The following is a 14,863-nucleotide window of genomic DNA, read 5'->3' as shown; positions in this document are numbered from 1 at the left end:
CATGAACAGACGACTGACAGCGGTGCTGGCCGCCCTCCTGCTCGCGGTGCTCCCGATGGCCGGTGGGTCGGCCACGGCCGCCCCGCGCGTCGCCGAGCAGGTGCTGACCTGGACCGCCGACGACGACATCACCCGCTACAAGTCCGCGCCCACCCAGGCCGTGGCCGGCCAGACGACGATCGTCTTCGAGAACAGCGCGGCCACCGGCAACACCACCGGTATGCCGCACACGTTGACGTTCGACACCACCACGGAGGGCTACAACCACGACGTCACCGTGAACATCCTCGCCAACCCGTACGACCCGAGCGACGGGCGGCACGAGGTGACCGTGACCCTGAGCCCCGGCCGCTACCGCTACTTCTGCGCCATCCCCGGCCACGGCCAGATGGTCGGTGAACTGGTGGTGACCGACGGCGGCGGCACCGACACCACCCCGCCCGAGGTGGCCGCCACGGTCACCGGCGACCGCGACCAGGACGGCAACTACGTCGGCGCCGCCACGGTGACCGTGACGGCCACCGACGCGGGGTCGGGGGTGGACACCGTCGAGTACCAGGTCGACGACACGAGTTTCCAGCCGTACACCGCGCCGGTGCGGGTCACCGCCGTCGGCGACCACTCGGTGCAGTTCCGGGCCACCGACCACGCCGGCAACACCAGCGAGGTCGGATCGGTGTCGTTCCGGGTCGTCGAGCCCGGCGAGGAGGACACCACCCCGCCGGTGGTGACCGCCGACCTGGCCGGCGAGACGGACGGCGACGGCAACTACGTCGGTACGGCCACCGCCACGCTGACCGCCACCGACGACCGGTCCGGGGTCGCGTCGATCGAGTACTCGCTCGACGGGGCCGCCTTCACCGCGTACACCGCGCCGGTCGTGGTCGACGAGCCGGGGACGCACATGCTGCACTACCGCGCCACCGACGTCGCCGGCAACACCTCGGCGGAGCGGATGGCCCACTTCACCGTGGTTCCCCCGCCGGTGGAGGACACCACCCCGCCGACGGTCTCGGCCACGGTCACCGGGGAGCGGGACGAGAACGGCGGGTACGTGGGCGTCGCGACGGTGACGGTCACGGCGACCGACGACGACTCCGGTGTCGCGCGCGTCGAGTACGCGCTCGACGCCGGTGGCTGGACGACGTACGCCGGGCCGCTCTCCGTCCGCGCCACCGGCGCCCACACCCTGCGGTACCGGGCGACCGACGCCGCCGGGAACACCTCCGCCGAGCAGTCGGTGACGTTCACCGTGGTCTCCGACGGCACCGACGCCTGCCCCGGGTCGGACACGCGGGACACGGTGGTCATCGACGGTGACGACACCGGGGTGGCCAACGTCGACACCGGCAACGGCTGCACGATCAACGACCTGATCGACGAAGGCGCCGCGTACCCGAGCCACGCGGCCTTCGTCCGCCACGTCGAGACGGTCACGGCCACCCTCGTGACCGCCGGCACCCTGACCAAGCGACAGCAGGGCGCCATCGTCCGGGCCGCGGCCCGATCGGACATCGGCGCATGACGTATCGAACCTCACCCACAGGGAGTACCGCGATGCCCAGACGTACCGTCACCAAGCTGGCCACCGTGAGCGCCGTCGTCGCCGGCTCGTTGCTGGTGGTGGCGCCCAGCGCGCACGCCGACCTGGTCACCCACTGCGTCGGCACCGGCGGCGCCGTGACGGTGCCCAACGACCTGCTGGTGCCCGCCGGCAAGTCCTGCACGCTCACCGGCACGACGATCACCGGCAACGTGAGCGTCGCGGCCGGCGCGAACCTGGTGGTCGTCGGGGGCAACGTCAGCGGCGAGGTGCGCGTCGCCGCCGACGGCTACCTGGACGCCACCGACACCACCATCGGCGGTCAGGTCGTGCTGGCCGCCGGCGGGTACGGCGCGTTCCTCAGGGACGCGCGCACCGGCGCCGTGACCGTGCGACCGAAGGGTTCGGCGACCATCGACAGCTTCCTCTTCGTGGAGGGGTCGACGATCGCCGGCAACGTCGTCGTCGGGGCCGGGGAGGTCCGGCTCGACCGCAACACCCAGGTGGAACGCAACGTCAACAGCACCGGCACCTACTACACCGACGTGCACGACTCGTTCGTCGACGGCACCCTGTCGGTGCTCAACAGCAGCACCGGGAGCGTCGTCTGCGGCAGCGCGGTCCGCGGGCGGGCGACCTTCGCCGGCAACCTGGGTGGCGTGCAACTGGGACCGAACGGCACCCTCGACAGCTGCGCCTCCGGCGGCTACTGGGGCCGGGACGTGAGCATCAGCAGCACCACGGGCGGCGTCACCGTCGACGACAACATCATCGACGGCCAGTTGGCCCTCACGGCCAACGACCCGGTCGCCCAGGTGGCCGCCAACAACCGGATCCGCGGTGGCGTGACCGGTGACCAGGCGGGCGCCACGACCACGTCCCGGACGGCCCGGGCCGCGGCCGCCGCCGACCGGGAGGACGCCGGAGAGCAGCGGGCGCAGGCCCGCCGCGCCTCGGCGGTGCAGGAGGCCGCCGCGGCCGGCGTCGCGCGGCTCTGAGCTGCCGGCTCCGGGCCACCGGCGAGCCGCCCGTGGCCCGGAGCCGCATCCGCCCGCGATCAGGAAGCCGCGAGTATCGAAGGGCTACGCCTCGGGTACGCCCGGGCCGACCTCGCCGCGGCTCAGGTGTTCGGCGTTGCGGTCGGCGTCGCTGTGGGCGTTGGCCGCTCCGGCGCGCGGGTCGGCCGTCCGGTTGCCCTCGACGTCCTGATACACCTCGCCGCGTTCGAGTGCGTCGTCTTCCTGCTGCCGCCGGCTGTGCTCAGGTGTGGTCATCCCCCGTCGGTACCCCGCGGCCGTGCCGGCAAACGGAGGCCGCACCGGTCGAGGCGCGGCGCGGCCGGTGGCCTCAGGTGACGACGGGGCTCCGGCGTTCCAGCAGGACGACGTCCCGCCAGCGGCCGTGGTGCCGCCCCACCCGCTCCCGGGTGCCGATCACCCGGAAGCCGGCCCGCTCGTGCAGGGCGAGGCTCGCCGCGTTCTCCGGGAAGATCCCCGACTGGATCGTCCAGATGCCCGCCGCCTCGGTCGAGGCGATGAGGGCGTCCAGGAGGAGCCGGGCGATGCCGCGGCCCTGGGCGGCCGGGTCCACGTAGATGGAGTGCTCGACGACGCCGGCGTAGACCGCGCGGGCCGAGGTCGGTGAGACGGCCACCCACCCCAGCACGGTCCCGTCACCGTCGACCGCCACGAACCGGTGGTCGGCCAGCCGGCCGGCGTCGAACGCCGTCCACGTCGGCGCGACGGTCTCGAAGCTGGCGTTCCCGCCGTCGAGGCCGGCCTGGTAGATCGCCAGCACCCGGTCCGCGTCGCCTGCGGTCATCGGTCGGATGGTGAGGTCGGCCATCAGCGGGCTCCGTTTCTTGTGGGGGCCGGCGGTGAATTCCTGACATATCCACTGACGTCATTCGTAATCTGCCGCGCACGACCACCGTCGGAGGTGGCGGCTCCATCCAGCTCCGGCAGCGGTAATTCGGGATCCGGATGGGCGCATCCGTAACTCGTTCTTAACACGCCCGCGCGGCGGCCATTAGCGTCTGGGCCCACGAGCCCCGGATCATCGCGATGCATCCCGGCGCAGGTCGATCCGCCATTCCGGCGGGACGCCCGCAGCCGGACGCGCGCTGGCGTCCGCACCGGACGACACGATGCCGGGCCGAATCGAGAGGGGCATTTCCAGCTCACCATTCCGGTCCCACCGAACCTACCACCGGATGCCCGGCAATCGCACAGAGAGGTAATCATGACGGCGAATTCGAATCTCGGAAGACGGGGATTCCTCGGTATGGCCGCGGCCGGCGCGGGCGGCCTGAGCCTGGCCGGCCTCGTCGCGGCCCCCATCGAGGACCAGGTGGCGTACGCCAGCCAGAAGGTGTCGAAGACGTCCAGCCCGTCGGATCTTCGGATCACCGACATGCGCACCGTCACCCTCCGGGGTGTGCCCTTCCGCAGCACCATCATCCGCATCGACACCAACCAGGGAATCTACGGCCTGGGCGAGGTGCGTGACGACGCGGACCGACGGTACGCGCTGCTGCTGAAGAGCCGGCTCCTGGGTCAGAACCCGCTCAACGTCGAGAAGCTGTTCAAGATGCTCAAGCAGTTCGGCGGGCACGGCCGCCAGGGCGGCGGGGTGTCGGCCGTGGAGATGGCGCTCTGGGACATCGCCGGCAAGGCGTACGGCGTGCCCGTCTACCAGCTGCTCGGGGGCAAGTACCGCGACAAGGTCCGCGCCTACGCCGACGCCGCGGTGTCGACGAACCCGAAGACGTACGCCGAGCGCCTGAAGGCCCGGGTCAAGGAGGGCTACACGTTCCTCAAGATGGACCTGGGCATCGAGATGATCCAGAACGTGAAGGGCGCCTTCAACGGCCGGAACCTGTGGCCGGGCGACCTGGCCCAGTACAACTTCACGCCCGGCGGGTACGGCGCCACCACGCACCCGTTCACCCGGATCCAGCTGACCCGCAAGGGCCTGGACGCGATGGCCGACTACGTCGAGACCGTCCGCGACGTGGTCGGGTACGGGGTGCCGATCGGACACGACCACATGGGTCACTTCGGGATCAACGACCAGATCAAGCTGGCCCAGCGTCTCGAGGAGTACGCCCCGGCGTACATGGAGGACGTCGTGGCGTGGATGTACACCGAGCAGTTCAAGCAGTTCCGGGCGGCCACGAACGTACCGGTGATGACCGGTGAGGACATCTACGGGCTCGAGCCGTTCAAGAAGCTCATCGACGAGCAGGCCGTCGACATCGTCCACCCCGACCCGGCGACCGCCGGCGGAATCCTCGAGACCAAGAAGATCGGCGACTACGCCGAGGAGCACGGCGTCCCCATGTTCCTCCATTACGCCGGTTCGCCGGTGGGCGCCATGGCGGCGGTGCACATCGCGGCGGCGACGCAGAACTTCGTCGCCCTGGAGAACCACTCGTTCGAGGTCGAGGGCTGGGACAACATCATCAACGGCCCGGCCAAGCCGCTGGTGAAGGACGGCTTCTACACGGTGCCGCAGGGCCCCGGCCTGGGCATCGAGTTGAACGAGCAGGAGGTCAAGCGCCGGATGGACCCGGACGAGGGCTACTTCAATCCCACCCCGGAGTGGGACAAGGCCAACTCCCACGACCGCATCTGGTCCTGACACCGCGGCCCGGTCGCGTGCCGGTGGGTGGTGGGCGAGGGGCCGGCCCCGACGGGCCGGCCCCTCGGCGTCCGCCGGGATCGCCCCGGCCGCCCCGCGGCAACTAGCCTGCGCAGAATGCGACACACCCTCGAACCCGGCGACGACACCCTTCACGGCCACTTCTCCCCCGACCTGGCGCCCGTGCTCACCGTCGACCCCGGCGACACCGTCACCTACCGCACCCTCGACTGCTGGTGGTCGGCCGGCCCGTACCAGGGCGGGCCGCACCGGGACCGTCCACGGGCCCCGCAGTACCAGCCCGACTGCGGGCACGCGCTGACCGGTCCGGTCGCGGTCCGCGGCGCCCGCGCCGGGCAGACCCTCGAGGTACGCGTCGACGCGATCGTCCCGGCGACCTGGGGCACCACCGTGGCCGGCGGCTGGCCGAGCGCGTTCAACGAGCGGTACGGCGTCGACGAGGGCGAGGGGGTGGTGCACGCCTGGGAACTGGACCCGGTGCGGATGGTCGGCCGCAACCAGCACGGCCACACGGTGACGCTGCGCCCGTTCATGGGGGTGCTCGGGATGCCGCCGGCCGAGCCGGGCCGGCACTCGACGATCCCGCCCCGGCCCTGCGGGGGCAACCTGGACTGCAAGGAACTGACCGCCGGCAGCACGCTCCTTCTGCCGATCCCGGTCGACGGCGCGCTGTTCTCCGTGGGCGACGGTCACGCCGCGCAGGGCGACGGGGAGATCGGCGGCACCGCGATCGAGTGCCCGATGGACGAGGTGACGCTCACCTTCGATGTCCGGGACGACTTCCCGGTCACCGGCCCGGTGGCCCGCACCGCCGACGCCTGGTTGACCCTCGGTGTCGGCGCGACCGTGGACGACGCCGTGTTCATGGCCCTCGACTCGATGCTGACGCTCGTCCAGCGCTCGTACGGCGTCAGCCGCCCGGACGCGGTGGCGCTGGCCAGCGTCGCGGTCGACGTACGGGTCACGCAGATCGTCAACCAGACCGTGGGCGCGCACGCGGTACTCCGCCACGGGGCGGTGCGCTGAGCCGCCCGACGGCCCCTGACGGGGTCACAGCCTGCGGTTCCACCAGGCACGGCGGCGACGGGCCCGCGCCTTCAGCCGCCGGTGCTCGGCGTGCTGCATCGCGACGAGCGCCGGAGCGAGGCCGAGCATGAGCGCGGGCAGCGCCACGGGCGCGGTCCGGTTCTCGCGGAGGATCGCCAGCAGGCAGGCGGCCCCGGAGACGTAGATGATGGGGTTGTAGTACCGCATCAGGTCGGGTCCGAGCCCTTCGCACGTCCGCAGCCACGGCACACCGAACCGCGTCCGGGTCGGCCACCCGGCGAGGTGCGCCACCACGGCGGCCAGGCCGAAGCCGTTCGCCGCGGCCAGCAGGCGGTCGGCCGAGGGCGACGGACGGCCGGCGGCGCGCCAGACGGCGGCGGTGCCCAACCCCCAGGCGGTGGCGGCGGGGTACGGACCGACCACCGAGGCCAGCGGCATACCGACGCCGGCCCCCAGCTCGAAGAACACGTGTGCGGCCAGGCCGCCGACGGCCGCCCGGGTCAGGGGTCGACGCCCAGGCGCGCCCGCGGCGAACCGGGCCCGGACGTCCGGTACCGGGGCTGTCCGGGCCACCGTCGTCTCCTTCCGACCGGGGTGCGGGCGGTCCCTCCCCGGCCTGCGCTCGCGTGACCGCCGGCTCAGTCCGGCAGCAGGCGCCGCAGGACGCCCTTGCCGGTCGCTCCCATGCGGTACGACTGGACGAGGTACGAGCCGCAGGCGATGTTCGCCCCGGCGAGCACCGGCACCAGGTACTGCACCAGCCGCTGCCTCCGCTGCCAGACGGCGATCTCGGCCGGTGTCTCCGGGGTCGGCAGGGTCGCGTCGCGTACCTCGACCCGGTCGCCGCGGCGGTGGGCCTCCTCGGCGAGCCGGCCGATCCTGCTCCCGCAGTAGGCGGCGTAGGCGGTGGCCGCGGCGCCGGCGACCGCCAGTCCGGCCTTGACGGCGCCGACCGTCCCGAACCCCTTCTGCAACGCCATGCGCCGCCCGCCGACCCGGGCCAGTTGCGCGCCGGCGAGCAGCGTGGCTCCGATGCCGAGCCACTGCACGGGCCCGAACCGGCCCCACGCCGACTCGGCGACCCGGATGCGGTCGATGCCGTCCCGCAGGTCGCTGCCCGACTTGTTCACCCCGGCGACGCCCATCACGGTGCCACCGAACCAGAGGGCGGACCCGATGTCGTGCACGGCCTGGGCGACGGCGTGGTTGTCGGTGGCGGTCAGCTGCATCCCGGGCTCCTCGGCGGGGCGGACTTCGTCCGCGTTCCTGACAAACGTTCGGTTTGATCCGATTGAAGCATCTTCACCGCCCCCACGACGGCCGATCCGCCGTACGCCGCCCGGCGGACCTGCGGCATCCTCCGGATTTCCCGACGCGCCTGCGACATGCTGGCAGCGCGGCCCGTGGCGCCGCGCCCGATGGCACGACCTCCTCATCCGCCTCCTGGGAACTGTCCGTTCCGGCAGGGCCCAGCCGTCGAAGCTGCGAGTGTTCCGGCGATGCCGCTGCGACCGACACGAAGGATCCCGACGCCGTGACGGCGGGTCGCGCGCTGGAACTGCTCCGGCGCCCCAACCGTCCCCGGCGGGCCACCTACGTCGAACTCTTCTTCGACGTGGTCTTCGTGTTCGCGGTGACGCGGCTGTCGAACTTCCTGTTCGCCGATCTCACCTGGGCCGGACTGTGGCGGGTGATGCTGCTCCTCGCGGCGTTCTGGTGGATCTGGGTGCTGACCACGTGGATGTCCGGCCGGCTCGACCCGGACCGGCCGAGCGTGCAGACCCTGATCGTCACCGTCATGCTGGCCAGTCTGCTGATGTCGGTCGCCGTGCCGACCGCGTTCGGCGACCAGGCGCTGTTGTTCGCCGGCCTCTACGTCGTCAGTCAGGTCGGGCGCACCGTCTTCGTCGTCCGGGCGCTGCGCCGTGGTGGCGTCACCGCGGCGGGCGGGCGGAAGGTGGCCTGGTGGATCCTGTCGGCGGGACTGTGGGTGGCCGGCGGGGTCGTGGACGACGCCCGGCTCCTGCTGTGGACGGTGGCCCTGGTCATCGACTACTCCAGCGCGGAGTTGCGGCTGCCCGAGTACGACCTGCGCGGGCACGGGCTCACCTCGTCGGCCGACCACCTGGCCGAGCGGTTCCAGCAGTTCACGATCATCGCCCTGGGCGACAAGATCATCGCGCCGGCGCTCAAGCTGGCCCAGTACCACTACGAGATCGAACGGATCCTCGCGCTCGTCGTCTCGTTCTGGACGACCGTGCTGCTGTGGCGCATCTACTTCTACCGCGCCGGCGTACTGCTGCCGGCCGGCATCGTGGCCAGCCGCGATCCGGCCCGCTACAGCCGGTCCCTCTCGCACCTGCACCTCATCCTGATCGCCGGGTTGGTGATCAGCGCGGCGAGCGAGGACGTCATCGTGTCGCACCCCGTCGGGCACAACAACATCGTGTGGGTGGCGGCGATCGCGGGCGGTCCGGCCGTCTTCCTCGTCGGCCGGATGCTGCTGGACAAGCTGACGTTCAGCCGCGTGGCCCGGTCCCGGGTCGTCGGGCTGCTGCTGCTCGCCGTCGTCGTCCCCACCACCGTGGCCATCCCGCCGATGCTGGTCACCACCACCGTCAACGTGGTCCTGACCCTCGTCGTCATCTCCGACACGATCTCGTGGCGGCGGCATCCCAAGGAGCCGGCGCCCGCGCGCTGACCGCGCCGGCCCGGTGGCCCGCCCGGGCCAGAGCGGACCCCCGGGGGCCAGCGGGTCGGGTAGGTACCTCCGCAGCGGCACCACGACCGTGACACCCAGAGGGAGGCCAGCGTGTTCCGACACGACCGACACCTACAGTTCCAGGCCAAGCCGGAGAAGCCCGACGCCCTGTTCGCCATGAAGCTCCAGGAGGTCCTCGGCGGCCAGTTCGGCGAGATGACCGTGATGATGCAGTACCTCTGGCAGGGGTGGACCTGCCGGGTTCCCGGCAAGTACAAGGACATGATCATGGACATCGGGACCGAGGAGATCGGTCACGTCGAGATGCTCACCACGATGCTCGCCCGCCTGCTCGAGGGCGCCCCCGCCGAGACCACCGAGAAGGCCGTCGCCGCCAACCCGGTGCTCGCCGCCGTGATCGGCGGCATGAACCCGCAGCACGCCATCGTCGGCGGCGGATCGCCACTGCCGCGCGACAGCCAGGGCGTGCCCTGGAACGCCGGCTACATCGTCGCGAGCGGCAACCTGCTCGCCGACTTCCGCTCCAACGTCGCGGCCGAGGCACAGAGCCGGTTGCAGACCAGCCGCGTCATGAACATGACCGACGACCCCGGCGTCAAGGAGATGCTCCGCTTCAACCTCGCCCGCGACACCTACCACCAGCAGCAGTGGTTGCTCGGGATCGAACAGCTCATCGAGGACGGCTTCGTCGAGCACGGCATCGAGAACTCCAACGGCGACATCGAGAACAAGGACCAGAACCACACCTTCTGGAGCTTCACCACGGACAGCCGGGCGGGTGAGGGCCGTTGGGCGCAGGGCCCCAGCCTCATCGGCGGGCCGGACCTGACCTACCAGGCGGAACCCGTGGCGCTCACCGACGACACGGCCCTGCCCCCGCCGCCGGACCCGAAGCTGTACGCGACCTACGACGGGTCGCGAGGGCCCGGCAAGCCCGGCGACGCCGGTGGCGCGCACGCCCAGGGGTTGACCAACGTCGTCCGGAAGGTCAAGGACGCCCTGGACTGATCCGCCGGTCGGCCTCCGCCGCACGGGAGTCGGACGTCGGCGGCTGCCGTGCGTACGGCAGCCGCCGACGCGGCACGCGCCCCCCGCTGGCACTCCTGCCGTCAGAGTGCTAAAACCATGAGGGGAGCGCCGCGGATGCTCGCTGGTCAGCGGCGTGCGGTCAGCGACGGCAGCAGGGGAGGGCGTGATGTCGTTCGCGGTCACGGCGTTGCCGGCGATCGCTGGTCACCGGTGGGTGTGCGTCGAGGGGACGGTGGACGCGAGCACCGCCGGCGACGTGCGGAGCGTGCTGGACGGCGCGCTGCGCCCACCGACGCGGCGGCTGACCATCGACCTGAGCCGGGCACGGGTCACCGATCCGGCCGGCCGGCGGTGCCTCGCGGACATGACGGCCCGCGCCGAGGCCCTCGGCATCGAGACGTCCGTCGTCGACCCCGGGCGCTCGCTGCCCGGCCACGCCGTCGCCACTCCCCCGGAGCCGGCCGCGGCGTCCGCCGAACTGGCCCTGGCCTGAGCCGGCGGGGCGTTCAGCGGACCAGCAACGTGAGCAGCCGGTCCAGTTCGGCTTCCGGGTCCTCGGCGAGCCCCATGTGGACCGCCCCGGCCCGCAGGACCGTGCTGCGCGGGGCGACCATCCACCGGAACCGCTCCCCCAGCGACATCACCCGTGACGCACCGTCCCCGGCGCACGTGGTCTCCCACGACGCCAGCGCCGCCCGGATGCCCTCCAGGTCGGCGTCCGGATCCAGCGCGAGCAGGCGTCCCTCGTGCAGGTGCGTCCGCGCGGCCAGGAAGTCCCTCTGCTGGCAGTAGAGCAGCACCCCGACGTTGATCAGCTCGCCCCGCTCGATCCGGGGAACGGCCTGGATGACCGCGTACTCGTAGGGACTCCTCACGGCAACCACGCCTCCGGCTTCGCGGCCCGCGCCGCCAGATGCTCCCGGTACGCGTCCCGCTCCGCCTCGGGATCGTCGAGCCACTGGTCGGGCACCAGGGCGACGACCTCGTCCAGCAGCGCCCGCGTCAGCCGTGGGGCCAACTCCTCACCAGCCTCCCTCAGCGCCGTCGCGTACGGCTTCAGGGCGTGGTCGTCCCACTGGTACGGGCGGTGCACCACGCTCGCCGCCCGGGCCCAGTTGTGGTGGAAGTACAGCGTGGCGCCGTGGTCGATGAGCCGGAGCCCCCCGTGCCACACGAGCAGGTTCGGGTTCCGCCAGCTCCGGTCCACGTTCTCCACGAACGCGTCGAACACCAGCGTCCGCGAGGCGAGTTCGGCGTCCACCGGATGGGCGACGGGATCGAAGCCGAGTGCCCCCGGCAGGAAGTCCATGCCCAGGTTGTCGCCGGCGCTCGCCTTGATGAGTTCCTGGACCTCCTCGTCCGGCTCGGCGCGCGCCACGACCGGGTCGAGGTGGGCGATGACGAGTTCCGGGACGGGCAGCCCGAGCCGCCGCGCCAACTCACCGGAGATCACCTCGGCGACGAGCGCCCTGGGGCCCTGCCCGGCGCCGCGGAACTTCATCACGTACGTGCCGAGGTCGTCCGCCTCGACGACGCCGGGCAGCGAGCCGCCCTCCCGCAGCGGGGTCACGTAGCGGGTGGCGGACACCTGACGAAGCACGCCCCTCACCCTAGTCACCGCCCGGGCCCGGCGACCGGCGGGCGGCGTCACCGGCCGGACGGCGGGCCGGTCAGGAATCGAGAAGCGTCGGTCGCCGGGTCGTGGCTAGCGTGACCGGCGTGGACGTCCCGCCCGGCAGCCCGCCGGGCACCGCTCGTTCGAAGGAGGTTCCGATGTCCGGGAACGCCTGGGTCCGGCAGATCCACCGCTGGCTGGCCGTCGCCTTCACGGTGACCGTCGTCGCCACCGTCGTCGCCCTGGCGCGGGAGGAGCCCGTCGTCTGGGTGTCCTACGTGCCGCTGCTGCCGCTCGCGCTGCTGCTGGTCACCGGTCTCTACCTGTTCGTGCTGCCGTACGTCGCGAGGCGGCGCGGCCGCCGGGCCGTGCCGCAGAGGTAGCCGGCCCGGCCGGATAGCCTCGCCGGCATGACGCACGAGCGGGAGATCACCGAGCCGGTCGACCTGTGCCTCCCGAGCGGGCGGCTCCGGCCCGACGCCGTGGGGTGGAGCCGCCGCCCGCTGCACCACGCGAACCTGCGGGGCTGGGGCCGGAACAAGCGCTGGGAGTATTGGGGGATCGTCACCCCGACGCACGTCGTCGGCCTGGTCGCCTCGTCGCTGGACTACGCGGGGGTGCACAGCCTCTACGTGCTCGACCGGGCGACGAGGGTCGAGATCGACCGGAACGTGGTCGTCCCGCTCGCCCGGGGCGCCGTGTTCCCGCCGGTCAGCGGGTCCGGCGCCGTGCGGGCCCGCGGCGGCGGGCTGTCGATCGCCGTCGACCAGGGGCCGGTGGAGACCACGATCCGTGCCACCGCGCCCGGGGTCGAGGTCGATCTCGTCGTGCCGCTGCCGGCGGGGCACGAGTCGCTCGGCGTGGTGGTGCCCTGGAGCACCCGCCGGTTCCAGTACACGGTGAAGGACCTCGGCCGCCCGGTGCGCGGCACCCTGCGGGTGGACGGGGTGGAGCACACGCTCGGCGAGGCGGAATCCTTCGCCGTCCTGGACCACGGACGCGGCCGGTGGCCGTACGCGGTCACCTGGAACTGGGCCGCCGGCTGCGGCCCCGGCCGGGCGATCCAGCTCGGTGGACAGTGGACCGACGGGACCGGCTCGACCGAGAACGGGGTCTTCGTCGACGGCCGGCTGCACAAGATCGGCGACGAGCTGCGCTGGGAGTACGACCGCGCCGACTGGCTACGGCCGTGGCGGATCAGCGGCGCGCGCGTCGCGGTGGAGTTCCACCCCTTCCACGAGAAGGTCGCCCGGACCAACCTCGGTGTGCTCGCCAACGAGACCCACCAGTGCTTCGGGCACTTCACCGGCTGGGCGGCGACCGACGACGGCGAGCGCGTCGACCTGGACGGGCTCGTCGGTTGGGCCGAGGAGGCCCGCAACCGCTGGTAGCGCCGTGGGCGGTCAGCCGGCGACGGGAACCACGTAGGGGAAGGAGTCGGAGCGGGCGGCGCGGGAGGTGTCCGACGTGAGCCCGGAGGTCATGCCGGTGTTCAGCACCAGGGAGAACATCACCTCGGGCGCGTTGTCGGCCATGGTGCGGCCGTTGACGGTCGCGAAGCCGAAGTTCGCGGGAGTGCCCACCTCGTAGGGCAGCACGTCGGGGAAGAGTCGGCGGGTGACGCTCCACCCGTACGCCTGCGGGTCGACGGCGGTGCCGTTGGCGGCGACGACCCCGGCGACCGCCTTGGCGATCTCCTCTCCGCCCGAGCGCAGGTCCTCGCAGGGGTGGCGGGTGTTCGCCGGGTGGGTGAAGTCGGTGTCGGTGGGCCAGAAGATCGGCCACATCATCGGATGCCCGGCGCGGTTGATCTGCCGCCAGCCTCCGGCGTCGGTGGCGAGTTTGGTGGCGGCCCAGACGCCGATCCGCGTGCCGTCGCTCAGCATCGCGTCGTCGGAGACCTCGAGCACGATCGAGTCGACGGTGGTGCCGGCGAAGCTGTTCGTCGCCTTCTCCGGCTTCCAGGCCGACCGGTCGAGCTTCGCGCCCTTCGCGACCGCGCCGCTCACGGCGGTCACCAGGCCCAGGTCCACGTAGAACGGGTCGGTGATCCGCCCGGCCCACAGGCGCAGGCCCTCGCCGGCCACCTCCTGCCCGGTGCGCCCCTGCGCGACCTGGGTGCCCGTGGCGGCGTCGTCGCGGGCGTCGTCGCCGGTGAGCGCGTGGACGCGGACGTCCTGCCCCGTCCCGTCGAACTCGCCGAAGGTGACCCGGTAGGTCAGCGCCTCCATCTCCGAGCCGTCGATGTGGATTTTGAACTCGTACCGGGCCTCGTGGTGGAAGCCCGGCTTGATGTCGGCCTTCGTCACGGAGCTGTTCACGTCCATCACGAACACGGTGCCGCGCTCGCCCTCGAACACGAACAGGTCGTCCAGGTAGAGCTGGCCGGTCTGGGCCGCGTGGGGGGTGTCGAGGTGGTGCGACATGGGCTGACTCCCGGGGTCGAGCAGGCGTGAGGACAGCCCGAGACTAGCCGGACAAAGGGTGCATACGAGAGGAGTTCTCCGAGCGTACGCCGATCGGGCGCGCGGCGTCGCGACACCCACCCGCCGGCCTCACCGCGCCCGTCCCCGCGCGGGTACGGTGGCTCGACGTGATCCCACGACGCGACCCCCCAGGTGCCCGCAGGTGACGATCGAGCACGCGACGACGATCCCGACCGACGAGCAGATCCGGGCGCTGCACGAGCGGTACGCGCCGACCGAGGAGGCGTTCGACCTCGTCTACACCCACTGCCGGATCGTCTGCGCCGTCGCGGAACACCTGCTCGACCGGCGTCACGCGCCCGTGGACGTCGACCTGGTGCGCGCGGGATGCCTCCTGCACGACATCGGCGTCTACCGCCTCTACGGCACGGCCGGAGAACTGGATCACGACAACTACGTCCGCCACGGGGTGCTGGGGCACGCGCTGCTCCGGGACCTCGGCCTCCCCGAGGTGGTCGCCCGGTTCTGCTCCCACCACACCGGCGTCGGTATCACCCGTGCCGACGTGCGGCGACAGCGCCTGCCGCTGCCGGTGGGCGACTACACGGCCGACACCGTGGAGGAGCGGCTCGTCATGTACGCCGACAAGTTCCACAGCAAGACGACCCCGCCCACGTTCGTGACGGCGGCGTCGTACGCGGCCGCCGTGCGGCGGTTCGGCGAGGACAAGGTGACGCGGTTCGCGGAACTGGTGGAGACGTTCGGCGAGCCGGACCTCGACCTCCTGTCCCGCCGCTACCGGCAGCCCCTCGTCTGAG

Annotated in this window: 17 protein-coding genes; 10 read left to right on the top strand and 7 right to left on the bottom strand. The window is 72.2% G+C overall.

All coding sequences use genetic code 11. The annotated features are described in order from the left end of the window. The first annotated feature begins 55 nt into the window (after positions 1-55). Positions 56-1,525: an OmpL47-type beta-barrel domain-containing protein gene (locus OG994_RS04915; RefSeq protein ID WP_407942596.1), complete on the top strand. Its 1,470-nt coding sequence runs from the start codon at positions 56-58 to the stop codon at positions 1,523-1,525. A gap of 32 nt (positions 1,526-1,557) precedes the next feature. Then, positions 1,558-2,541, top strand: coding sequence for a hypothetical protein (locus tag OG994_RS04910; RefSeq protein WP_328852342.1), 984 nt, complete (start codon positions 1,558-1,560; stop codon positions 2,539-2,541). Positions 2,542-2,625: 84 nt separating this feature from the next. Here the strand turns inward: OG994_RS04910 and OG994_RS04905 are convergent, their stop codons facing one another. Both OG994_RS04905 and OG994_RS04900 read right to left on the bottom strand, forming a co-directional pair. After that, the gene (locus OG994_RS04905; protein ID WP_120326466.1) at positions 2,626-2,817 is read right to left on the bottom strand and encodes a ribonuclease; all 192 of its coding nucleotides are present in this window, start codon (positions 2,815-2,817) and stop codon (positions 2,626-2,628) included. 73 nt (positions 2,818-2,890) lie between these two features. After that, positions 2,891-3,388 carry a GNAT family N-acetyltransferase gene (locus OG994_RS04900; protein ID WP_328852341.1) on the bottom strand — a complete coding sequence of 166 codons (498 nt, stop codon included), beginning with the start codon at positions 3,386-3,388 and terminating at the stop codon, positions 2,891-2,893. Between the two features lie 438 nt (positions 3,389-3,826). On the opposite strand from OG994_RS04900, the gene OG994_RS04895 reads away from it, so the two are divergent. Continuing rightward, on the top strand, positions 3,827-5,185 hold the full coding sequence (locus OG994_RS04895) for a mandelate racemase/muconate lactonizing enzyme family protein (protein ID WP_328852340.1): 1,359 nt from the start codon (positions 3,827-3,829) through the stop codon (positions 5,183-5,185). Positions 5,186-5,302: 117 nt separating this feature from the next. Next, complete coding sequence (locus OG994_RS04890) at positions 5,303-6,232, top strand: acetamidase/formamidase family protein (RefSeq protein ID WP_120326469.1); 930 nt, start codon at positions 5,303-5,305, stop codon at positions 6,230-6,232. 24 nt (positions 6,233-6,256) lie between these two features. On the opposite strand, the gene OG994_RS04885 is transcribed toward OG994_RS04890, so the two are convergent. Both OG994_RS04885 and OG994_RS04880 read right to left on the bottom strand, forming a co-directional pair. After that, complete coding sequence (locus tag OG994_RS04885; protein ID WP_120326470.1) at positions 6,257-6,826, bottom strand: hypothetical protein; 570 nt, start codon at positions 6,824-6,826, stop codon at positions 6,257-6,259. Positions 6,827-6,891: 65 nt separating this feature from the next. Continuing rightward, the gene (locus OG994_RS04880) at positions 6,892-7,482 is read right to left on the bottom strand and encodes a hypothetical protein (protein WP_120326471.1); all 591 of its coding nucleotides are present in this window, start codon (positions 7,480-7,482) and stop codon (positions 6,892-6,894) included. Positions 7,483-7,787: 305 nt separating this feature from the next. Between OG994_RS04880 and OG994_RS04875 the strand changes: the two genes are divergently transcribed. The 3 genes from OG994_RS04875 to OG994_RS04865 all read left to right on the top strand — a co-directional run bounded on the left by OG994_RS04875 (position 7,788) and on the right by OG994_RS04865 (position 10,497). Continuing rightward, positions 7,788-8,954, top strand: a complete 1,167-nt coding sequence (locus OG994_RS04875) for a low temperature requirement protein A (protein WP_158610057.1) — start codon at positions 7,788-7,790, stop codon at positions 8,952-8,954. A 111-nt stretch (positions 8,955-9,065) separates the two neighbouring features. Beyond that, positions 9,066-9,983 (top strand): manganese catalase family protein, encoded by a 918-nt coding sequence (locus OG994_RS04870; RefSeq protein WP_328852339.1) that lies wholly within the window; start codon positions 9,066-9,068, stop codon positions 9,981-9,983. A gap of 187 nt (positions 9,984-10,170) precedes the next feature. Beyond that, positions 10,171-10,497 carry an STAS domain-containing protein gene (locus OG994_RS04865; protein ID WP_120326473.1) on the top strand — a complete coding sequence of 109 codons (327 nt, stop codon included), beginning with the start codon at positions 10,171-10,173 and terminating at the stop codon, positions 10,495-10,497. A gap of 13 nt (positions 10,498-10,510) precedes the next feature. On the opposite strand, the gene OG994_RS04860 is transcribed toward OG994_RS04865, so the two are convergent. Next, positions 10,511-10,879: a DUF3037 domain-containing protein gene (locus OG994_RS04860; protein ID WP_120326474.1), complete on the bottom strand. Its 369-nt coding sequence runs from the start codon at positions 10,877-10,879 to the stop codon at positions 10,511-10,513. Further along, on the bottom strand, positions 10,876-11,604 hold the full coding sequence (locus OG994_RS04855) for a HipA family kinase (protein ID WP_120326475.1): 729 nt from the start codon (positions 11,602-11,604) through the stop codon (positions 10,876-10,878). Before OG994_RS04855 ends, OG994_RS04860 begins: the two co-directional genes overlap by 4 nt. Before the next feature lie 173 nt (positions 11,605-11,777). Here OG994_RS04855 and OG994_RS04850 point away from each other — a divergent pair, with 173 nt between their 5' ends. Continuing rightward, positions 11,778-12,002, top strand: coding sequence for a hypothetical protein (locus OG994_RS04850; RefSeq protein WP_120326476.1), 225 nt, complete (start codon positions 11,778-11,780; stop codon positions 12,000-12,002). 27 nt (positions 12,003-12,029) lie between these two features. After that, complete coding sequence (locus OG994_RS04845; protein ID WP_120326477.1) at positions 12,030-13,010, top strand: DUF2804 domain-containing protein; 981 nt, start codon at positions 12,030-12,032, stop codon at positions 13,008-13,010. Between the two features lie 12 nt (positions 13,011-13,022). Here the strand turns inward: OG994_RS04845 and OG994_RS04840 are convergent, their stop codons facing one another. Then, positions 13,023-14,045 (bottom strand): DUF4331 family protein, encoded by a 1,023-nt coding sequence (locus OG994_RS04840; protein WP_120326478.1) that lies wholly within the window; start codon positions 14,043-14,045, stop codon positions 13,023-13,025. Between the two features lie 202 nt (positions 14,046-14,247). Here OG994_RS04840 and OG994_RS04835 point away from each other — a divergent pair, with 202 nt between their 5' ends. After that, the gene (locus OG994_RS04835; RefSeq protein ID WP_120326479.1) at positions 14,248-14,862 is read left to right on the top strand and encodes an HD domain-containing protein; all 615 of its coding nucleotides are present in this window, start codon (positions 14,248-14,250) and stop codon (positions 14,860-14,862) included. The last annotated feature ends 1 nt before the right edge of the window (position 14,863 follow it).

It is taken from the genome of Micromonospora globbae, assembly GCF_036184225.1.
Classification (GTDB): Bacteria; Actinomycetota; Actinomycetes; order Mycobacteriales; family Micromonosporaceae; genus Micromonospora; species Micromonospora globbae.
This window is presented reverse-complemented; position numbering and strand designations above follow the sequence as displayed.